Here is a 20873-nt window from a genome sequence, read left to right as displayed (position 1 = left end):
TTCGACAGTGGCTGACAACAAGACCGAAAACACTCTTTCTTCCGACGCGACTGAGGTGCGGGCTCAGAAGCTGAAGCTGCTGCGCGAGCAGATCGGTGACGTCTATCCGGCGCATTTTCACCGGACGATGACCAATGCCGAACTCGGCGCCAAATATGAAGCGCTGGACCCCGATGTCGAGACGCAGGACATCGTCACGGTGGCTGGCCGGGTCTATTCCTCGCGCAACTCGGGCATGTTCATGGATATCCATGACGCCTCCGGCAAGATCCAGATCTTTTCGCATAAGGACGTAACAAGCGAGGAAGCCCGCGCCCTGCTGCCGATGATCGACATTGGAGACATCATAGGCGTCACCGGCATCGTGCGCCGCACCAAGCGCGGCGAACTGACGATCAACGCCCAGAAGATCGAGATGTTGACCAAGTCGCTGCTGCCGATGCCGGAGAAGTGGCACGGCCTCTCCGACATCGAACTGCGCTACCGCAAGCGCCATCTCGATATTATGACCAACGAGGATTCGAAGCTGCGCTTCCAGCAGCGCTCGAAGATCGTCTCCGGCATCCGCCGCTTCATGGAAAATGACGGCTTCATGGAAGTCGAGACGCCGATGCTGCAGTCGATCTATGGCGGCGCCACCGCCGAGCCGTTCAAGACGCATCACAACACGCTGAAGCTCGACATGTACCTGCGCATTGCGCCGGAACTGTTCTTGAAGCGCACCCTGGTCTCCGGCCTCACCGACAAGGTCTTTGAAATCAACCGCAACTTCCGCAACGAAGGCGTCTCCACCCGGCACAATCCGGAATTCACCATGATGGAGTGCTACTGGGCCTATGCGGATTACGAGGACATGATGGACCTCGTCGAGCGTCTGTTCGAGACCTTGGCCCTCTCCATTCACGGCACGACGGAATTCGATTTCGGCGACAAGCGGCTGTCCTTCAAGGGACCATTCAAGCGCGTACCGATGCCCGACGCCGTCAAGGAAGCAACCGGCATCGATTTCCTCGCCATCAAGACCGATGAGGAAGCGCGCGCCGCGGCCAAGTCTGCCGGCTTTGCGGTCGAGAAGGATTGGACCTGGGGCGAATGCCTTGCCTTCATCTTCGAGGAGAAGGTCGAATCGACGCTGATCCAGCCGTCCCACGTCACGCACTTCCCGAAGGACATCTCGCCCTTCGCCAAGGAAGTGCCGGGCGAGCCGCGCCTCGTCGAGCGCTTCGAGACCTATTGCAACGCCTGGGAACTCGGCAACGCCTTCTCCGAGCTCAACGATCCCGAAGAGCAGCGCCGCCGCATGGTCGAACAGCTCGAACAGGCGCATGCCCGCGGCGAAAAGGAAAAGCAGCTGGACGAGGAGTTCCTCGATGCGATCGACCAGGGCATGCCGCCCGCCGGCGGCCTCGGCATCGGCGTCGACCGTCTGATCATGCTTCTGACCAATGCGCCGTCTATCCGCGACGTCATCCTCTTCCCGGCCCGCCGCAGCAAAGCCGACTGACAGGAAGAGACGTCGGAAAACGAAAGCGGGGTGCCACTGCATAATTCCTTAGATCGGAATCGATTTAAGGAGAGAATTATGCAGCCATCCAAAAGTGCTACAGCGTCCTTTGCGCATCCGATAAGACGCACAGGCGCTGTAGGGGCGCTCCACTTTTTTCATGCTGAGGTCAGTGTGTCTTTGGAGCTTCCGCCGGCGGCTCTTCGGCCGGCGCCTCAGCCACCACGTTGGGGCTGCCGCTCTCGCCGGCGGGCACGGCTTCGCTTTCGGCATCGGATGCCGCGCCATGTCCGCCGCCGGCATCCTTCTTGCCCTTTTCCTCGTTCTTGGTGGAGGCGACGGCGACCGGGTCGACACAATCCTCAGGATCCTTGAACGAGGCGCTGATCATGGCGATCTCGTCGGCCGGCATGTCGATGCGCTCGCCGAAGAACAGCCCGTTCTCGCTGGCCTTGCCGTCATAGTAGCGCGCCGTATAGGGCTTGTCGTCGAGACCGGGAACCGTCTTGTCGGGATGCGGGATGTAGACGACGTCGGCGCCGATCGCCCGGCCGCGAATATCGGCGCGCAGCGTCGGGCCGTTCTCGTCGAGCACCACCACCTGCACCAGATCCGGTTTCTGTGCGGCATAGACGGCTTGGGCGACACGCAGCGCGGTCCTGACCCGCGTCATGCCGTCGGTCGGTTCGGTCTTGATGTATTTGCGCACCCAGACGTGATCCTGCTTCTTGATCGTCACCAGGTTGACGTCGGAGCATTCGAGTCCGTAGCCGCCGCCCGAGACACCGATCAGCCTGTCCTTGCCGACATAAAGCGCTGCACCACCGGAAACGCCCGCCAGAAGCGCGACGCCGCCGATGATGATTGCCAATTTCCGGGAAGGCCGGAATATGCGCAGTAAGGCCTTCACGCCAACTGCTCCGCCATCTCAAACTCCAACGCAGGACAGGTGCTGAGATGCTAGAGAAATGACGTTTCCGAAAGTTTAAGTGAGCATGCCAAGCCTGCTCCATTTTGAATAAAGACCAAAAAAGGTCCGCCTTTTTCAACCGCTTGCCACGGCACATTCCGCCATGCTCTAAACGCTGATGGCCTTCACGCTTCGCCAGATCCAATATTTTGTCGCCGTCGCCGAACAAGGTTCGGTAACACGCGCCGCGCAGAACCTTTCGATCTCGCAATCCTCTGTGACGGAGGCGCTGAAGGAGCTCGAAACCGACCTCGGCGTCGAGCTCTTCGAGCGCCACCCGCGCGGCCTGACGATCACTCACAATGGACACCAGTTCCTCCGTCACGCGACCAAGATCCTCGCCTCCGTCTCCGATGCGCGCACCAGCTTCTCCGGCCGGCAGAGCGCCCTTTCCGGCACGTTGAACATCGGCGTCACCTCGCTGGTCGCCGGCTACGTGCTGTCAGACTTGCTGGCGCGATACCGGCGCGCCTGTCCGGGAGTCGAGGTCAGTGCGATCGAGGACAATGGCGGCTATCTCGAACACCTCCTGGTCGGCGGCGAACTCGATGTCGCCGTCATGGTGATATCCAACCTGCGCGACCGCATGGCGCTGCAGGCGGAAATCCTCGAGACCTCGCCCTATCGCCTGTGGCTGCCGATGGGCCATCCGCTGGTCTCCGCCGACATCATCTCGGTCGCCGATATCGCCCGCGAGCCGCTGATCATGCTGACGGTCGATGAAATCGAGGAGAATACCGGCAAGCTGCTGTCGGCGCTCGGCGCCCGCCCGCATGTCGCCTTCCGCACCCGCTCCGTGGAAGCGGTGCGCAGCCTAGTCGCAACCGGCGCCGGCGTGGCGCTGCTTCCCGACCTCGTCTACCGCCCGTGGTCGCTCGAAGGCGACCGCATCGAGAGCCGCGACGTCTCCGGCTCTCTGCCGGTCGTGCAGGTCGGCATGGTCTGGCGCAAGGGCTCCAGCCTGCCGCAGGCGGCGCGCGATTTCGTCGGGATCGCCGAAAGCATGCGCTCCGGCCGCATGCGTTGATATCGGAGTTTCCGATATCGCCTTTCTGATAAATGAATTTGCGAAAGCGACTTTTTCGGCTCACCTTCATAACCGGGAACGAACGGCCACGAAAAGTGGCACCAAACCGGGAGACGGATGATGACGAATCTCTTGAAATCCTGCACGGCAGGACTCGCCTGCCTGAGCTTCGCGACACAGGTGACCGCCGCCGAACCGTTGAAGGCGCTCGGCAAGGGCGAAGGCGCCGTCAGCATCGTCGCCTGGGCCGGCTATATCGAGCGCGGCGAAACCGACAAGAATTACGACTGGGTCACCGATTTTGAAAAGAAGACCGGCTGCAAGGTCTCCGTCAAGACCGCCGCCACCTCGGATGAAATGGTGTCGCTGATGAACGAGGGTGGCTTCGATCTCGTCACTGCATCGGGCGACGCGTCGCTCCGCCTCATCGCCGGCAAACGTGTCCAGCCGATCAACACCGATCTGATCCCGAGCTTCAAGAATGTCGACCAGCGCCTGCAGAACGGCGCCTGGTATACGGTCGGCGACGTGCATTACGGCGTGCCCTATCTCTGGGGCCCGAACGTGCTGATGTACAATACCGATGCCTTTAAGGACAAGGCGCCGACCAGCTGGAACGTCGTCTTCGAGGAACAGACGCTGCCCGATGGCAAATCGAACAAGGGCCGCGTCCAGGCTTATGACGGCGCGATCTATATTGCCGACGCGGCCATGTATCTGATGGCCCACAAGCCGGACCTCGGCATCAAGGACCCTTACGAACTGACCGAGGATCAGTACAAGGCCGCCCTCGATCTGCTGCGCGGCCAGCGCAAGTTGGTCTCGCGCTACTGGCACGATGCGATGATCCAGATCGACGACTTCAAGAACGAAGGCGTCGTCGCCTCCGGCTCCTGGCCCTTCCAGGTCAACCTGCTGCAGGCCGACAAGCAGAAGATCGCCTCCACCTTCCCGGAGGAAGGCGTCACCGGTTGGGCTGACACGACAATGCTCCACGCCGACAGCGAACACCCGAACTGCGCCTATATGTGGATGGAACATTCACTGCAGGCCAAGGTCCAGGGCGACGCCGCCGCCTGGTTCGGCGCCGTCCCCTCCGTTCCCGCCGCCTGCAAGGGCAACGAACTGATGGGCGATGCCGGCTGCGCCACCAACGGCTTCGATCACTTCGACAAGATCAAGTTCTGGAAGACCCCGGTCGCCAAATGCGCGACGCAAAGCGAATGCGTGCCGTACCATCGCTGGGTGTCGGACTATATCGGCGTGATCGGCGGGCGGTAACAGCCAAGTCGGCTTGTGTGGTTGAAGACCCCGCCCCAACCCCTCCCCACAAGGGGAAGGGGCTATGAGGCACCGCCTTACTCCTCTTTGGATGCCGAATTCTTCGCGAGGGTGCGGCAGATTAAGCCCTTCCCCTTGTGGGGAGGGGTTGGGGCGGGTCTTCATCAGCCAAGACCGAAGCCCTCTCTAAGCATTGCAAGACCCGGAGCGCTCCAATGACGTCAGCCGTCCGTTTCCAGCAGGTATCGCGCCATTTCGGCCAGGTTCGCGCCGTCGACGGCGTCGATCTTGAGATCGCGCCCGGTGAATTCTTCGCAATGCTCGGTCCGTCCGGCTCCGGCAAGACGACGTGCCTGAGATTGATCGCCGGTTTCGAGCAGCCGAGTGCCGGCCATATCCAGATCTTCGGCGAGACAGCCGATGGCGTGCCGCCCTATCGCCGCAACGTCAACACCGTGTTCCAGGACTACGCGCTCTTCCCGCATCTGAACATCCTCGACAACGTCGCCTATGGGCTGATGGTTAAGGGCGTCGGCAAGGCGGAACGGCTGAAGGCGGCGAATGATGCCCTGGAGCTCGTCAAGCTGCCGGGCTACGGCGCCCGCCGCCCCGGCCAGTTGTCCGGCGGTCAGCGGCAGCGCGTGGCGCTCGCCCGCGCTCTCGTCAATAAGCCGAAGGTGCTGCTGCTCGACGAGCCGCTCGGCGCGCTCGATCTGAAGCTGCGCGAGCAGATGCAGGAGGAATTGAAGAGCCTGCAGCGCGCGCTCGGCATCACCTTCGTCTTCGTCACGCATGATCAGGGCGAAGCCCTGTCCATGGCCGATCGTGTCGCCGTCTTCAACAATGGCAACATCGTCCAGGAAGGCACGCCGCAGGATATTTACCGCCGCCCGAGGACCCGCTTCGTCGCCGATTTCGTCGGCTCCTCGAACGTGATCGCGCCGGATCTGATAGCCGCGCTCGGCGGCGAGAAACGCTGGGCGAGCCTGCGGCCCGAGGCGATCCGCCTGGCAGGCGACGGCATCGAGGCGACGGTCGAACATGCGAGCTTCCTCGGCGCCGCCACCCGTCTCGGCGTCGATCTCCGCGGCAGCCGGCTGCATGTGATGCTGCCGGCCGGCGCGCCCGTGCCCGATGTCGGCGCCGGTATCCGGCTTGCCTGGCAGCCGGCCGATATCCACTATATGGACGATGCGGCATGACGGCGCTCACCCTCTCCGACGCCAAGACATCGATGCTGCCGGGACGCAGCGGGCTGTTCGGCCGGATGTCGGATGTCTTCTGGCGGCACCCGAAGCTGTTGCTCTTCCTGATGCTGACGCCGCCGCTGCTCTGGCTCGGCATCATCTATATCGGATCGCTGATCGCCCTGCTGCTGCAGAGCTTCTTTTCGATCGACGATTTCTCCGGTCTGGTGAATTACGAATTCACCCTTGCGACCTATGCCCAGCTTCTGAGCCCGACGAATTTCGACATCATCATCCGCACTGTCGCGATGTCCGCGCTCGTCACCCTCGCTTCCGCGCTGATCGCCTTTCCGATCGCCTATTACGCGGCACGCTATGCGCAAGGCAAATGGAAGGTGCTCTTCTATCTCGGCGTTATGCTGCCGCTCTGGTCGAGCTATCTCGTCAAGGTCTACGCCTGGAAGCTGATCCTCGCCAAGGAAGGCATCCTGACCTGGCTCTTCGAGGAGTTGCACCTTTCCTGGCTGCTCGACGGTATCCTCAATCTGCCCGTCGTCGGCGGCAATTCGCTCTCGGTGAGCTATCTCGGAACCTTCATCGTCTTCGTCTATATCTGGCTTCCCTACATGATCCTGCCGACGCAGGCGGCCCTCGAGCGTGTGCCCGGCAATCTGATCGAGGCCTCGGCCGATCTCGGTGCCACGCCGCGCCAGACCTTCCGCATGGTGCTTCTGCCGCTGGCGCTGCCCGGTATCGTCGCCGGTTCGATCTTCACCTTCTCGCTGACATTGGGCGATTACATCATCCCGCAGATCATCGGCTCGTCCAGGCTGTTCATCGGCCAGGCCGTCTATGCCCAGCAGGGAACGGCCGGCAACGTGCCGCTCGCCGCCGCCTTCTCCGTCGTGCCGATCGTCATCATGGCGCTTTACCTGTCGCTCGCCAAAAAGCTGGGAGCCTTCGATGCGCTCTGACCTCAAGACATCGCCGCTGCCCTTGAAGATCGCCGCCGCCGGCGGACTGCTCTTCCTGCACCTGCCGATCCTGCTAATCTTCGTCTATGCCTTCACGACGGAGGAAAAGAGCTATCAATGGCCGCCGCCCGGCCTGACGCTGCAATGGTTTGCCATCGCCTGGAACCGGCCGGATGTCTGGTCGGCGCTCGGTCTTTCCGTCCAGGTCGCCGTCATTGCCACCGCGATCGCGCTCGTCCTCGGCACACTATGCGCGGCGGCCGTCAGCCAGACGAAGTTCTTCGGCCGCGAGGCGATCTCGCTGCTGGTCATCCTGCCGATCGCACTTCCCGGCATCATCACCGGCATTGCGCTGCGCTCCGCCTTCAGCCTGTTCGACATCCCGTTTTCGGTCTGGACCATCGTACTCGGCCACGCCACCTTCTGCGTCGTCGTCGTTTACAACAATGCCGTCGCCCGCTTCCGCCGCACCTCCGGTTCGCTGATCGAGGCCTCGATGGATCTCGGCGCCGACGGCTTCCAGACCTTCCGCCACGTCATCCTGCCGAATATCGGCACCGCCCTTCTGGCCGGCGGCATGCTGGCTTTCGCGCTTTCCTTTGACGAGGTCATCGTCACCACCTTCACCGGTGGCCAGCAATCGACCTTGCCGATCTGGATGCTCGAAGAACTCATCCGCCCGCGCCAGCGCCCGGTCACCAATGTGGTTGCCATGGTGGTGGTGCTCGTCACCTTCCTGCCGATCCTGGCAGCCTATTACCTCACCCGCGACGGCGACCAGATCGCCGGCGGCGGCAAATAACAGGGAGAACATCATGGATACCCAGATGCTGATCGGTTCGCGCTTCGAAAAAGGCACGGAGACGGAAGAACACATCCTGAACCCGAAGACCGGCGAGACGGTGATCGACCTTGCCGAAGCCTCGCTGTCGCAGATCGACGACGCCGTAAATGCCGCCGAAAAAGCCTTCGCCGGCTGGTCGCAGACGACACCGGGCGAGCGCTCCGGTTATCTGCTGAAAATTGCCGACGCCATCGAGAAGGATGCCGCAGCCTTCGCTGCGCTGGAGGCGTTGAATTGCGGCAAGCCGATCAAATCAGTGCTGAACGACGAGATCCCGGCGATCGTCGACTGTTATCGTTTCTTTGCCGGCGCCGTGCGCAACTTGCACGCTCCGGCCGCCGGCGAATACCTGCCCGGCCACACCTCGATGATCCGCCGTGATCCGATCGGAATCGTTGGCTCGATCGCGCCGTGGAACTACCCGCTGATGATGATGGCCTGGAAACTGGCGCCGGCGATCGCCGGCGGCAATACCGTCGTCTTCAAGCCTTCGGAGCAAACGCCGCTGACGGCACTGAAGATGGCGAAGCTACTATCCGAAATCCTACCCGAAGGCGTCGTCAACGTCATTCTCGGCCGCGGCGAAAGCGTCGGCAACGCGCTGATCAATCACCCCAAGATCGGCATGATCTCGATAACAGGCGATATCGCCACCGGCAAAAAGGTGCTGCAGGCCGCCGCCAAGACGGTCAAGCGCACCCATCTGGAACTCGGCGGTAAGGCGCCGGTCATCGTCTTCGATGATGCCGACATCGATGCCGTCGTGTCAGGCATCCGCACCTTCGGCTATTACAATGCCGGCCAGGACTGCACCGCCGCCTGCCGCATTTATGCCGATGCCAGGGTTTACGACAATTTCGTCGCCGATCTCTCCTCGGCCGTCGCGAGCATCCGCTTCAACCACGCCGACGATACCGAAAACGAAATCGGCCCGCTGATCTCCCGGCGCCAGCGCGACCGCGTCGAAAGCTTCGTTGCCCGCGCCTCCGAACACAAGCACATGGAGATTACCACCGGCGGCAAGGTCTCCGGCGATAAGGGCTTCTTCTTTACGCCAACAGTCATTGCCGGCGCGCTTCAGGACGACGAGATCGTCCGCCGTGAGGTATTCGGGCCGGTCGTCTCGGTCACCCGCTTCTCCGACGCCGACGACGCCATCGCTTGGGCGAACGACAGCGACTACGGCCTCGCGTCCTCGGTCTGGACCAGGGATATCGGCCGCGGCATGAAGACCGCCGCCCGGCTGCAATATGGCTGCACCTGGATCAATACCCATTTCATGCTGGTCAACGAGATGCCGCACGGCGGCCTCAAACAGTCGGGCTACGGCAAGGACCTGTCGACCTATGCTCTGGAAGACTACACCGCCGTTCGCCACGTGATGATCAATCACGGCTAACGGCGTAAGGCAGAATCTGGGGAGGCTCGGGCAGTCCAGCTGTAGGCGTCGGAAAGCGCCGACCGCCGCGCAAGCGTTTTGTCCGGCAACATCGAGACCTCCGCCAGCATTCTCCGGCTGATCGCCAGTCGACGATGTGGAACAATTTCCCGGCTGCGGCGTCTTCTCAGGCAAAAGCAAAGGATGACGCCATGCTGAAATGGGCTCTGATATTTTTCGTGATTTCGATCGTCGCCGGCTTCTTCGGATTTTCCGGTGTTTCCGCAGCCACGGCGACTATCGCCCGCGTGCTCTTCGGCATCGCCCTGGTGATCTTCCTGATCTTCCTCGTCCTTGCACTGATGGCTGGACAGGCGGTCCTGTAAGCGGCTCCGGCCGGCAGCATTTGGCAAGCCGCCGGCCTGAAGCCACGTCTCTCGCTCTCTATCCGGACTTTCGATGGCAGCGGCCAGGATCGCGCCTGCTATAATATCGCCCTTAGCCAGGGGTGCATATGGTCCGTCCGTTTTTTCAGCAGATGGCTGATCGATATCGATCCCGCGCCCGCAGCCACCAGGACGAACATGCCGCCGGCAATCGCCAGATCCTTCTCGAAATGCAGGAGCTCGTTCTGGCTTGCAAAGTTGGTGTGGAAGAGAACGGCGGTTGCCAGACAAAAGAGCGCCAGCGCCAAGGCGCCGAGCCGGCTGAGGAACCCGGTCGCAACGCAAAGGCCGGCGCCGACCTGAAGGACGATGGTAGCAAAGGCGATCGGCGCCGAAAGACCGAGCTTTTCGAAAGCGTCCACGGTTGCGGCGAGATCGGCCGCAAGCGACAAGCCCTCGTGCAGGAAGATCAGCGACAGCAGGAGCCTGCCCAGGAGAAGAATGAGATCGGCCGGCCGCAGCCGGCTTGAGGCGCTTTCCATCTTAACCTCCGGTCGAAGAGCGGCGATCGGCCAGCCGCTCGTTCTTGAGCTTCCTCGTCCATCCTATCTTGGGCCAGCCGGTTCTCCGATCCTCGCCGCCGCTGTGGCAACCGCATTATAGCAGGCTTGCGCCGACATTGATCGCCAGTGCCAGGATCGTCGTATTGAACAGGAAAGACAGCACGGCATGCAACAGCGTCAGCTTACGCATGCCGGTCGACCCGACTGCGATATCCGCCGTCTGCGCCGCAACACCGATGGTGAAGGAGAAATAGAGGAAGTCCCAATAGCTGGGCTCTTCGATCCCGTCGGGAAACTTCAAGCCGCCCTCTTCGTCGGCACCACCATAGAAATAGTGGGCGTAGTGAATGGTGAAGAGTGTGTGCAGAAAAACCCAGGAGATCAGGATCGTCAGCACGGCGCCGCCTGCCCGCGTGAGCGCGACGTCAGGTGTAGCCTCCTTGATCGAATGAAGCTCGAGGCCGATGCCGGCGATGCTGGCAACCGCCGCGCCGATCGAAAGGACCAAAAGGACCGTATCGGAAAAATCGAGATCTGCGGCGCGTTCGCGGATGCTTTCGACCGTCGCCCGTAGCATCTTGCGCCAGCTGAGCACGATGAACACGCCGGCGCTCGCATTCCACCCGAACAGGATGTTGCGGGCGCTGACCTCGCGCGATGTCACCAGCATAAAGACCGCCAGCCCGGCCACGAAAGCGATGATGAAACTTGCATGTCTTCGGAAAAATGTCGCCAAAGAACTTGCCCGCTTCTCTTGCACTATCGTCGCCTCCGGCCGCATAGGCCGTTGATATCAGCACGAAAAAGGCGCGGAGGCCAGCCGGCCTCCGCGCCTAAAATTTGTTTGCGCACCTCGATCAGGCGGCAGCGAGCTGCAGTTCCTTCTGCACCATAGTGCGCAGCGTCGTCAGGTCCTTGGCGAAGGCACGGATGCCTTCGGCGAGCTTTTCCGTCGCCATCGCGTCTTCGTTCATCATCCAGCGGAAGGTCTTCTCGTCGACCGAGACCTTGGCGTCGGGCTTGCGGCTCTCGGGCGAGAGCTTGCGCTCCAGCTTGCCTTCGTCCTTGGAAAGTTCGTCAAGCAGGGCCGGGCTGATGGTCAGCCGGTCGCAGCCGGCAAGGGCTTCGATTTCGCCGGCATTGCGGAAGGAGGCGCCCATGACGATCGTCTTGATGTCGTTCGCCTTGTAATAGTTGTAGATATCACGCACGGAGATGACGCCCGGATCTTCCTCGGCGGTGTAATCCTTGCCGGTCGATTTCTTGTACCAGTCGAGAATGCGGCCGACGAAAGGCGAGATCAGGAACACCTTGGCATCGGCGCAGGCGATCGCCTGGGCCTTGCTGAAGAGAAGCGTCAGGTTGCAGTCGATGCCCTCCTTCTGCAGCACTTCGGCGGCGCGGATGCCCTCCCAGGTGGACGCGAGCTTGATAAGAATGCGGTCCCGTTCGATGCCGCGGTCCTTATAGGCTGCAATGATCGAGCGCGCCTTGGCAAGTGAAGCCTCGGTGTCGAAGGAAAGGTCGGCATCGACCTCGGTCGAGACGCGGCCGGGGACGAGCTTCACCAGCGCAGCGCCGACCGAGATCGCGAGGCGATCGGCGACGGCGGAGGAGACGGCTTCGGGATTGCCGCCCTGCGTCTTGCCCCAGGCGACGGCTTCCTTGATGGCATCGGCAAACATCGGTGTGCCGAGCGCCTTCAGCACGATGCTCGGATTCGTCGTGCAATCGACCGGCTTCAGGCGCGCAACCGCCTCGATGTCGCCGGTGTCGGCGACGACGGTGGTAATCTGGCGGAGTTGGTCAAGCTTGGATGTCATCGTCAATAATCCTTGTTGAACTTGGCTGCGACCGGCGCGAGTTCCGCCCGGCAAAGGTGATCTACCGACAGGTGGCCGGCATGCTTCTGGCGAAAATGCGCACATCCGTCACCGATGATTCGTAAACGTGAAGGACAGTGGCCGTGTTCCCGCGGGCAAACCGCACGCCGAACGCAAGCGATGTGGCCTGCGGCTGCAAGGCCGGTCGTGACTTTCGGCATGCTCGCACTATGTCCTCCTCGGACGGACAAAAGGACTTCGTGTCGGCCGGACTATCGCCGTTCGCCCGAGGAAAAGTCAAGGACATTTGTGCATTTCGATTGACATAAGTGTCACACCCGTCATTATCCCCGCAACAAATGCGCCGCGACAGCCCTTCATCCCTGATGGGATTTAGGGCAGGAATTCGGCTGGAGGACATGTGGTCAAACTCAAACGCGGCACGCATACGGCCTATTCGGAGGCATCCTCGCTGCGGCTGCGGGCCGCATGGCTCTATTACAACGAGGGCCTGACTCAGAAGGATGTCGCCGAACAGCTCGGTATCAGCCGCACCACCGTCATCCGACTGCTCGACGAGGCGATGAAGCGCAGCGAAGTCCAGATCTGGATCAACGATTCGATCGGCGATTGCGTCGAGCTTTCGGTGAAGCTGGAGCGCGCCTACCGCCTCGACGAGGCGATCGTCGTGCCGGCGCCGGTCCATGGCGACGTCGCTTCGCTGGCGAAGAATGTCGGCCTGGCGCTTGGCCAGTTCCTTTCCGAAGCCATCCCGGACGACTATACGATCGGCGTCGGCTGGGGCCGCACGATGACAGCCTCGTTGTCGAGCTTCCGGCCGCCGCGCCGCGCCAATTGCAAGGTCGTGTCGCTGCTCGGCGGCATCGTCGCCGTCCACCAGACGAACCCGATCGATTATACGTGGCGGCTGGCAAATCAGCTCGGCGCCGAATGCTACATGTTCCTGGCGCCGCTTCTGGTCGATTCCGTCGAAACCAAACGCAATCTCATCGAGAAGTGCGGCTTGGACACCATCTACCGTCTCGCCGAGAATCTTGATCTGGCGATCGTCAGCTGCGGCGATATCGGCCCGCATTCGACCTCGCTGTCGGAAGGCTGGATATCGAAAGCCGAACTGCAGGAACTGATCGACGCCGGCTGCGTCTGCGACACCATGTTCAACTTCCTCGACAGAGATGGGAATTCGGTCGACCACTCGATCAATCGTCGGGTGATGTCCGTCGATCTCGACACGCTGAAGGAAGCCAAGCACATCGTACTCTCCTCCGGCGGCGCCCATCGTGCCGTCGCCATCCGCGCCACGATCAAACGCATCGGCTGCAACACGCTGATCACCGACGAAAGCGCGGCGCGGGCACTGTTGGAATTGGCTGAGACATCACCGCCAATCTAACCGCCAGCCTCTTCTCCCCAGCGGAGAGAAGTACCAGAGCGATAGCGGGGGAATGCAGTGGTGGGCGGCGGCGACGAATGAACCTGCCGCTCCCCTCAGGCGTGCGCTGATTCCCAGCCGAGCATGGCCCGCTTGCGGGTCAGGCCCCAATGATATCCGGTCAATGCTCCGTTCTTGCCAAGCGCGCGATGGCAGGGCACGACGAAGGAAATCGGATTGGCCCCGACGGCAGCCCCGACAGCGCGCATGGCGGTCGGCCGGCCGATATCCCTGGCGATATCGCTATAGGTCACGGCTTTGCCGAATGGGATCTTCAGCAGGCTCTGCCAGACTCTGACCTGGAAATCCGTTCCGATCAAGACGACCCGCAACGGCTGGTCCGATGTCCAGCGGCCCGGTTGAAAGATGCGCTCGGCGTAGGGAGCCGTCCCCTGCCGGTCCTCGATGTATTCCGCATTCGGCCAACGGCAGGTCATGTCTTCCAGACAGGCCTTTTCGTCGCCGCTGTCGCTGAAGGCAAGGCCGGCGAGGCCGCGATCCGTGACCATGACGAGAGCCGCACCGAAGGGGCAATTGTGGAAGCCGTAGCGGATCGTCAGGCCGCCGCCCTTCGCCTTCCATTCGCCCGGAGACATGGCCTCATGGGTGACGAAGAGATCGTGCAGGCGGCTCGGGCCGGAAAGCCCGACCTCGATGGAGGTTTCTAGCAAGGGCATCTCTTCCTTGCGCAGCAGCCGCTTGGCATGGTCGAGCGTGACGGCTTGCAGAAAGGCCTTGGGAGAGAGGCCGGCCCAGCGGGTGAAGGTCTTCTGAAGCTGCGTTGGGGACTGGTTCAGCCGCGCCGCGATCGCTTCCAGCGAGGGCTGGTCGCGATATTCTTCGCTGATGAGTTCGATGACCCGACGGACGGTATCGTAGTCGGGGCCGCCGGGGGTGATATCTGTGTCGAGCTTCGCGATCATATTCATCGTTTTTCTCCTTTAGACAGGAGATAATCAAGGGCGGACGGCCAAGCCACCCGATTCTTGCGCCTCCGGCAGATCGGTTCAAAGACGCTGCTTGACCGTGGCGAGCGCCCCTTTGAAAGCCTTGGCGAAACTCTCGCGATCATCAGGGTTCAGGAAGGAGCCGACATCCGTACGCCGGCCCTCGCCGAAAATCTGCATGGAGAGGATGCCGATTTCCTGATGCCGCCGGACAAGGAAACGCGCCCAGAACGGGTTAAAATGATGCTCCACCATCCGCCCCGACGGCGCAAACTTGCGCACCGAAACATCCGTGCGCGACACCGTGATTTCCTCGCGTGCCCTTCCGGAGCGGTAACTCAGCCAGAACGCACCGTAAAGCAGGACGAAATCCAGTCCGAAGAAGAAGCCGATCGGCCAGGCGCCGGTCACGGTGAAGAACATGCCGTAGAGAAAGCACACGGCGCCCGACAAAATGAGCAGCACCTTGAAGCCCTTGCGCCCGAGCGATCGGTGGGGAAAGAGTTCGGCTGCGAAAACAGGCTTTTCGTTGAAGTCGTCGACGTTGCTTTCCATCATGGCCGTTGAGTATAGATTCTCCATGGCGAATCCGAAACTCAAATCCGTTGGCAAACCATCCCAAAACTCGAATGTCATCACCCGCCGCAAACCGGCAGCGGCGGTGAAAACCGCCTATTCCGTGGCTGAGCGCGAGGAGATCTTCCGCCGTTTCTCGGTGCAGCGGCCGGAACCGAGGGGCGAACTCGAGCATACCAACCCCTTTACCCTCGTCGTCGCCGTGGCGCTTTCGGCCCAGGCAACCGACGCCGGGGTCAACAAGGCGACGCGGGCGCTCTTCAAAGTCGCCGACACGCCGCAGAAAATGCTTGATCTCGGCGAGGAGAAGGTCCGCGATTACATCAAGACGATCGGCCTTTATCGCAACAAGGCAAAGAACGTCATCGCGCTTTCCCAGATGCTGGTCGACGAATTCGCGGGCAAGGTACCGGAAACGCACGAGGAACTGGTCCGCCTGCCGGGCGTCGGGCGCAAGACCGCCAATGTCGTGCTCTCCATGGCCTTTGGCCAGGCGACGATGGCGGTCGACACCCACATTTTCCGCATCGCCAACCGCATCAGGCTGGCCCCCGGCAAGACGCCCGACGAGGTCGAAGCGCGGCTGATGAAGGTCGTGCCGAAACAGTACCTCTATCACGCCCATCACTGGCTGATCCTGCACGGCCGCTACACCTGCAAGGCGCGCCGCCCCGAATGCGAGCGGTGCGTCATCGCCGACATCTGCAAATCGCCGGAAAAAAGCTCGGATATTCCGGCGCCGCTCGTCGAGTTACCGCCGCAGGTGATCGGCGAGGCCGTCGAGTAAGGCCGCAATCGCCCGCTCGTAATCTCGCCGCTCCCCACCGGCTTCGATCGAGATCGCGGCACGGTCGAAAGACGCCGACAGCAGCGATGTCAGCGGGTCGAGCAAGGCGCCTGCCTCCGGCAGAAACGCCGCAAGTCCTTCCCGTAAACTCGCCTCCGCATTCTCCGCATCCAGTGCCGCGACCGCCGGCGATCCGAGAACGGCAGGTGCTTCCATCAGCAGCAGCCGTGTCCGCCCCGGCTGCGCCATCGCGGCGAAATAGGCTGAAGCGCCGGCGATCAGTGCAGCCCGCGCCCCATGCTCCGGCGCCGAAGCCGCCTCGATTGCCTTGGCCACCGCTTGCGCCTCGCACGCGATCACCGCCTGGAACAGTGCCTTCTTGTCCTCGAAATGATGGTAGAGCGCCCCGCGCGTCACGCCTGCCGCCGCAACGATCTCCGGCGTCGCGGTTTCGGCATAACCTTTCTCGACGAAGATACGCCGCCCGGCGTCGACCAGCGCCTGCCTTGTCTGTTCGGTTCTCTCGCGATTGCTGCGGCTCATACCGTCTGTTTACATACAAACTGCATGTATGTTAATACACAAAAACATACAGACTGTATGTAAAAAGGAGGGAAGATGAAATCGACCAGCTATTATCCTGTCATCATGACGGGCGACGTTGAGGGCACCGCCGCCTTCTACTGCGCCCACTTCAGCTTCAAGGCCGTTTTTGAAAGCGATTGGTACGTTCATCTGCAATCGGCCGAGGCGGAGCATGTCGCGCTCGCCATCCTCGACGGCAGGCACGAGACTATCCCTGCCACCGCGCGTGGTGAGGTTCGCGGCTTGCTGCTCAATTTCGAGGTCGAGGATGTCGATCGCATCTACGAGGCCTGCCGGAACGCAGGTCTGCCGATTTTGAGAGAGATCCTCGATGAGGATTTCGGTCAGCGGCACTTCATCACCGCTGATCCGAACGGCGTGCTGATCGACATCATCAAGCCGATCCCGCCGAGTGCGGAATTCGCTGCGATGTACGACGCCTCCGCCCTGCCCGGCTGAGCCTCAGGCGCGCGACCCGGTGTCGCGCGCCGAAATCAGCTTGTGCAGATGCACCATCATGCCGGCAGCAAAGAGCGGCGTCAGCAGATTGACGAACGGGATCATCAGAAACAGCGCAATCACCAGCCCGCCGAGAAAGACGGTGGGCGCATGCTTGGCGCGAAAAAGCCGCGCCTCCTGCGGCGGGCGGAAGCGCATGGCCGCGAATTCGAAGAATTCCCGTCCAAGCAGGTAGCCGTTCACCAGAAAGAACGCGACCAGATTGACGCCGGGGATGAACAACAGCAGCAAGGCGACAATATTGCCGAGGATCACCACGCCGAGGAACTTGATCGAGCTTGCCATCGCCGGTCCAAAGGGCATTGCGGTGCCCGGTGCGTCCGTGGGATAGTCGCGTTTTTCGATAACATCGGCGACATCGTCGAGAAACAAGCCTGCGATCAAGGCCGTGACCGGCGAAAGCAACAGCGCCAGCAGGAGCGCAAGGCCGATGCCCGCAAGGATCGTAAACACCAGGGTGAACCACCCCGCCCATTCCGGCAGATCGGGAAAGAAGCCCGTCAGCCAGGGAAAGAGAAAGGCCATGAAGGCTCCGCGCAACGCGAACCACAGGCCGACCAGCACCAGAATCGTCAAGCCTAGCACTTTCCAGAAGACCGACCGCGTTTCCGGCGCGAACAGGTTGGCGAGGGATAGTCGAGCAGCGTCAAGGATCATTTCTTCAGCGTCTCCGGTTGCGCAGAAGATGTAGGAAAGGCGAATGCGACCGACAAGTGAGAATAAAATTGCAGGCTGTAATAGAAACTTGTCGCAATATAAGTGCTAATATAATATTATATCCAATAGAAATAAGCATGGGCCTGAGAAGCAGCTTCCGACAATAGTTGCAAAGACAAGGGATCGCGATAGCGCATCCACGGAACGCCTCTGAGGGAAGACGGGGGAGGCTGACGTGGAAGACTTTGTGCACAAACTCAGGCAATACGTTAAAAGCGGCACACCGGCCGAGCGCCGTATCGCGAAATATTTCTCCGAACACCTGAATGACCTGCCGTTTGAGACGGCGGCGTCCGTCGCCGATCGCCTGGATCTGTCGCCGATGACCGTCGGGCGCTTCCTGCGCGCGCTCGGTTACCAGGGGCTGGACAGCGTCAAGGTGGAGATCCGCGAGACCGTGACGACATCGCCGGCGCAGTTGCAGAGCGCCATGAGCGAGTTGCATGCGGATGCTGCGGAAGGCAAACCGCTCGCCATGCTGGTCGCTGAACAGATCCAGGCGCTCCATCATATCTATCATCTGACGGCGCAGCCGCACTGGTCCGAAGCCGTCAGCCTGATCAGCACCGCCCGTGAAGTGTCGATCGCTACCCACGCGCGGCTTGCAAGCCTCGCCAATCATTTCTGCCAGCGGCTGACACAGGCCCGAGACGGGGTGCACACGCTCGACGGCGCCGACAACCGTTTTGCCGACCTCTTTGCCCGGCCGGCGGTCGACGACGCGCTGCTCGTCATCATCGACTGTCGCCGCTTCGCCAAGGCGCGCCTGCTGGCCAGAACCGCGCGGCGCTACGGCTACAAGGTCATCCTTATTTCACCGCAGCAGGCGGATTGGATGGCAGATCAGTCGAACGTCATGCTGCCTCTGCCGCCCGCACGCGCCCCCGATCTCGACAATCTTCCACCGCTGATCGCGCTGCTCGATTGCCTGTCGGAATCGGTCATTCTCGAAGTCGGGGAAGAGGCCGCCCTTCGCCGCCGCCGCATGCTGGAATTCGCAACCGTCCTCGGCGAGACGGCCAACCACTGAAACAGCTTCAAACCGCGCGTTTCGGCGGCTACCGCATCGCTTCCAACTCGGCGCGGTGCCGATACATCGCCAAAAGGCGGCGGTAATCGCGGTCGTAGAGGGCCTGCTTCGCCCTATCGGGCAGCCGTTCCTCGCCGCCCGGATACATCGCTTCGCCAGCAGCCGCCAAATCCTTGTGCAGGCCGCAGGCAACCGATGCAGCGATCGCCGTGCCGAGTAGCACCGCCTCGTTCATCTTCGGCACCACGACCTTGCAGCCGGTGGCATCGCTATAGAGTTCCATCAGCACCGGGTTTTTCACATGCCCGCCGGCGACATGCACCGTATCCGCCACATAGCCATATTCCTTCATTTTCTCAAGGATATGGCGAATGCCGAGCGCAATAGCCACTGCAGACCGCCAATAGAGCGCACAGAGCCCGTCGAAGGAGGTATCGAGCGTCAGCCCGCTGACGACGCCGACCGCATGCGGATCGGCGCGGGGCGAACGGTTGCCGTGAAAATCCGGAAGCACGAAGATGCGCTCCCCGAAAGAATCGCCTTCCTCGGCTCGCAATTCGGCAATGCGCGCGACGATCCTCTGGTGCAGCGCCGCCGTCGGCTCACCGCCGGCGGCATGCATGCGCACCATATGGTCGAGCAGCGCCCCGGTCGCCGATTGCCCGGCCTCCACCAGCCAGGACTGCGGGAAGACTACTTCGTAATAGGGACCCCACATGCCGTGGCTCGTTTTGCGGTCCTGCGAAAAGGCGACGATGCAGCTCGACGTGCCGGCGATCAGAGCGAGCTGATGCTCGCGTTTGACGGCATCGGCGGCATAACCGCCGAGTGCGCCGAGCGCGCCGGCATACGCGTCGATCATCCCGGCCGACACGTGGCAATCGGTGGTCAGCCCAAGGGTTGCCGCCGCCTCCGGCGTCAGCCGGCCGACGCTGCCGCCGACCGGCGTCGTCTCATCCGGCAGGCACCCGCGCGCCTGAAGGTCTTCGAGACCGATGCGCTGCAGGAAATCCTGCTGCCAGCCTTTTTCGAGATGGGCGAGATAATTCCATTTTGCCGTCAGCGTGCAGCGCGATCGGGCGGGCGAGCCGGTCGATTTCCATGTCATGAAATCGGCGAGATCGAAGAAGTAACCGGCCTTTTCCCAAGTGGCGGGCAGCTTCTTCTTCAGCCACATCAGCTTCGGCATTTCCATTTCCGGCGACATCACGTGGCCGGAATGCTCAAGCACCGCGTGCCCCGTCGCCGTGCAGAAATCGGCTTCGTTCAGAGCCCGATGGTCGAGCCAGACGATCGTGTCGAAACGCTGCTCGCCGCCGGTGGAAACGCTGATCTGGCGGCCCTCGGCGTCGCGCACGACAAGCGAACACGTGGCGTCGAAACCAAGTGCGCCGACCGAGGCGGCGGCGATGCCGGATTGCGCCATCGCGCTACGCACCGCCGTGCAGGCGGCCGACCAGATGTTTTCGGAATCGTGCTCGGCGTGGTTTTCGCGCGGCCGGTTCATTGCGATCGGATGTTCGGCCTTGGCGAGCAGACGGCCGGCGGCATCGAAGACACCCGCGCGTGCGCTGCCAGTGCCGACATCGACCGCAACCACATGATCAGGCATCAAATCTTGGTCCCGTCCAGCTTATGGTTGCGGACAAGGTGTATCAAATGCGGCATGGCGTCAAACACCACATCAGGCGAAAGCCGGTCGAGTTCGGCACGGTATCCTGCGAAATTCGCATGCGATCCGCCGGTGAAGGCAAAGACCGTCATACCCGCCGCCTTGGCGGCGGCAATGCCGGCCGGACTGTCCTCGACGACAACGCAGGACCCAGGTTCGACTTGCATCTCGTGCGCCGCATGCAGGAAGAGATCGGGCGCCGGTTTGCCGCGCTTGACCATGGTCGCGCTGAAGATGTCGGGCAGCCTGTCGAGAAGGCCGGTGACGGAAAGCGACAGCCGGATTCGCTCCATCTGGCTGGACGAGGCGACGCAGCACGGTATGCCGAGCCGGTCGATCGTCGCGGCGATGCCGTCGATCGGCTTCAATTCGGTGCGGAAGCGAGCGTAGAGATCGATGCGGATGCGTTCGAGGAATTCCTCGCTGGCATGGACGTTGAATTCGGTTTCCAGCGTATCGATGAGCGTCGACAGGCTGCGGCCGAGAAAGCGCTCATAGGCCTGATCTTCGTTGATCGAGACGCCGAGATCGTTCATCGCGCCGACGAGGACGCTGATCGAGATCGGCTCGCTGTCGACGAGCACGCCGTCGCAATCGAAGATGACCAGCCTTGGTTCAGCATCAGCCATGAAAGACCCAACCTGAGTTCA

General features: G+C 61.8%; 22 protein-coding genes. 12 read left to right on the top strand and 10 right to left on the bottom strand.

The features are described 5' to 3' along the window. Window positions 1–7 precede the first annotated feature (7 nt). A complete protein-coding gene (lysS, locus tag PYR71_RS17570) occupies window positions 8–1504 on the top strand; it encodes a lysine--tRNA ligase (protein ID WP_275620250.1) in 1497 nt (498 codons plus the stop codon). Between the two features lie 169 nt (window positions 1505–1673). Here the strand turns inward: lysS and PYR71_RS17565 are convergent, their stop codons facing one another. Further along, window positions 1674–2414 (bottom strand): hypothetical protein, encoded by a 741-nt coding sequence (locus PYR71_RS17565; protein ID WP_275620249.1) that lies wholly within the window; start codon window positions 2412–2414, stop codon window positions 1674–1676. Between the two features lie 178 nt (window positions 2415–2592). Here PYR71_RS17565 and PYR71_RS17560 point away from each other — a divergent pair, with 178 nt between their 5' ends. From PYR71_RS17560 to PYR71_RS17530, 7 genes are all read left to right on the top strand, one after another. Continuing rightward, window positions 2593–3501 carry a LysR family transcriptional regulator gene (locus PYR71_RS17560; protein ID WP_038691418.1) on the top strand — a complete coding sequence of 303 codons (909 nt, stop codon included), beginning with the start codon at window positions 2593–2595 and terminating at the stop codon, window positions 3499–3501. A 120-nt stretch (window positions 3502–3621) separates the two neighbouring features. Continuing rightward, on the top strand, window positions 3622–4782 hold the full coding sequence (locus PYR71_RS17555) for an ABC transporter substrate-binding protein (protein ID WP_183917782.1): 1161 nt from the start codon (window positions 3622–3624) through the stop codon (window positions 4780–4782). Between the two features lie 215 nt (window positions 4783–4997). Further along, window positions 4998–5984: an ABC transporter ATP-binding protein gene (locus tag PYR71_RS17550; RefSeq protein WP_275620248.1), complete on the top strand. Its 987-nt coding sequence runs from the start codon at window positions 4998–5000 to the stop codon at window positions 5982–5984. Then, entirely contained in the window at window positions 5981–6943 is a 963-nt protein-coding gene (locus PYR71_RS17545) for an ABC transporter permease (RefSeq protein ID WP_275620247.1), read from the top strand. Before PYR71_RS17550 ends, PYR71_RS17545 begins: the two co-directional genes overlap by 4 nt. After that, window positions 6933–7745, top strand: coding sequence for an ABC transporter permease (locus PYR71_RS17540; RefSeq protein ID WP_183917776.1), 813 nt, complete (start codon window positions 6933–6935; stop codon window positions 7743–7745). The genes PYR71_RS17545 and PYR71_RS17540 overlap by 11 nt, the downstream gene beginning before the upstream one ends. 13 nt (window positions 7746–7758) lie before the next feature. Beyond that, window positions 7759–9186, top strand: a complete 1428-nt coding sequence (locus tag PYR71_RS17535; protein ID WP_183917774.1) for a gamma-aminobutyraldehyde dehydrogenase — start codon at window positions 7759–7761, stop codon at window positions 9184–9186. 191 nt (window positions 9187–9377) lie between these two features. Beyond that, window positions 9378–9551 (top strand): DUF1328 domain-containing protein, encoded by a 174-nt coding sequence (locus tag PYR71_RS17530; RefSeq protein WP_020922323.1) that lies wholly within the window; start codon window positions 9378–9380, stop codon window positions 9549–9551. A 98-nt stretch (window positions 9552–9649) separates the two neighbouring features. Here the strand turns inward: PYR71_RS17530 and PYR71_RS17525 are convergent, their stop codons facing one another. From PYR71_RS17525 to tal, 3 genes are all read right to left on the bottom strand, one after another. Next, window positions 9650–10093 (bottom strand): DoxX family protein, encoded by a 444-nt coding sequence (locus PYR71_RS17525; protein ID WP_275620246.1) that lies wholly within the window; start codon window positions 10091–10093, stop codon window positions 9650–9652. Between the two features lie 115 nt (window positions 10094–10208). Beyond that, a complete protein-coding gene (locus PYR71_RS17520; RefSeq protein WP_275620419.1) occupies window positions 10209–10877 on the bottom strand; it encodes a DUF1345 domain-containing protein in 669 nt (222 codons plus the stop codon). Window positions 10878–10971: 94 nt separating this feature from the next. Then, entirely contained in the window at window positions 10972–11937 is a 966-nt protein-coding gene (gene tal, locus PYR71_RS17515; protein WP_275620245.1) for a transaldolase, read from the bottom strand. Between the two features lie 421 nt (window positions 11938–12358). Here tal and PYR71_RS17510 point away from each other — a divergent pair, with 421 nt between their 5' ends. Continuing rightward, window positions 12359–13351 (top strand): sugar-binding transcriptional regulator, encoded by a 993-nt coding sequence (locus PYR71_RS17510; protein ID WP_275620244.1) that lies wholly within the window; start codon window positions 12359–12361, stop codon window positions 13349–13351. A 95-nt stretch (window positions 13352–13446) separates the two neighbouring features. On the opposite strand, the gene PYR71_RS17505 is transcribed toward PYR71_RS17510, so the two are convergent. Together PYR71_RS17505 and PYR71_RS17500 are read right to left on the bottom strand one after the other, a co-directional pair. Next, complete coding sequence (locus PYR71_RS17505; RefSeq protein WP_183917768.1) at window positions 13447–14319, bottom strand: methylated-DNA--[protein]-cysteine S-methyltransferase; 873 nt, start codon at window positions 14317–14319, stop codon at window positions 13447–13449. Window positions 14320–14397: 78 nt separating this feature from the next. Continuing rightward, window positions 14398–14895, bottom strand: coding sequence for a DUF2244 domain-containing protein (locus PYR71_RS17500; protein WP_275620418.1), 498 nt, complete (start codon window positions 14893–14895; stop codon window positions 14398–14400). On the opposite strand from PYR71_RS17500, the gene nth reads away from it, so the two are divergent. Beyond that, entirely contained in the window at window positions 14894–15700 is an 807-nt protein-coding gene (nth, locus tag PYR71_RS17495; RefSeq protein WP_275620243.1) for an endonuclease III, read from the top strand. The two genes, PYR71_RS17500 and nth, sit on opposite strands and share 2 nt — an antisense overlap. On the opposite strand, the gene PYR71_RS17490 is transcribed toward nth, so the two are convergent. Then, window positions 15665–16243 (bottom strand): TetR/AcrR family transcriptional regulator, encoded by a 579-nt coding sequence (locus PYR71_RS17490; RefSeq protein ID WP_275620242.1) that lies wholly within the window; start codon window positions 16241–16243, stop codon window positions 15665–15667. The two genes, nth and PYR71_RS17490, sit on opposite strands and share 36 nt — an antisense overlap. A gap of 75 nt (window positions 16244–16318) precedes the next feature. Between PYR71_RS17490 and PYR71_RS17485 the strand changes: the two genes are divergently transcribed. Then, a complete protein-coding gene (locus tag PYR71_RS17485; protein WP_275620241.1) occupies window positions 16319–16744 on the top strand; it encodes a VOC family protein in 426 nt (141 codons plus the stop codon). 3 nt (window positions 16745–16747) lie between these two features. On the opposite strand, the gene PYR71_RS17480 is transcribed toward PYR71_RS17485, so the two are convergent. Continuing rightward, window positions 16748–17461, bottom strand: coding sequence for a sulfate transporter family protein (locus PYR71_RS17480; RefSeq protein ID WP_275620240.1), 714 nt, complete (start codon window positions 17459–17461; stop codon window positions 16748–16750). 235 nt (window positions 17462–17696) lie between these two features. Here PYR71_RS17480 and PYR71_RS17475 point away from each other — a divergent pair, with 235 nt between their 5' ends. Continuing rightward, a complete protein-coding gene (locus PYR71_RS17475; RefSeq protein ID WP_183917758.1) occupies window positions 17697–18551 on the top strand; it encodes a MurR/RpiR family transcriptional regulator in 855 nt (284 codons plus the stop codon). A gap of 28 nt (window positions 18552–18579) precedes the next feature. Here the strand turns inward: PYR71_RS17475 and PYR71_RS17470 are convergent, their stop codons facing one another. Together PYR71_RS17470 and PYR71_RS17465 are read right to left on the bottom strand one after the other, a co-directional pair. After that, complete coding sequence (locus tag PYR71_RS17470) at window positions 18580–20163, bottom strand: FGGY-family carbohydrate kinase (RefSeq protein WP_275620239.1); 1584 nt, start codon at window positions 20161–20163, stop codon at window positions 18580–18582. After that, complete coding sequence (locus PYR71_RS17465; RefSeq protein ID WP_183917754.1) at window positions 20163–20852, bottom strand: HAD family hydrolase; 690 nt, start codon at window positions 20850–20852, stop codon at window positions 20163–20165. Before PYR71_RS17465 ends, PYR71_RS17470 begins: the two co-directional genes overlap by 1 nt. Between the last annotated feature and the right edge of the window lie 21 nt (window positions 20853–20873).

Origin of the sequence: Rhizobium mulingense (genome assembly GCF_029194105.1) — a bacterium.
GTDB lineage: Bacteria > Pseudomonadota > Alphaproteobacteria > Rhizobiales > Rhizobiaceae > Rhizobium > Rhizobium mulingense.
The sequence above is the reverse complement of the archived record's forward strand: the minus strand, read 5'-3'. Positions and strand labels throughout refer to the sequence as shown.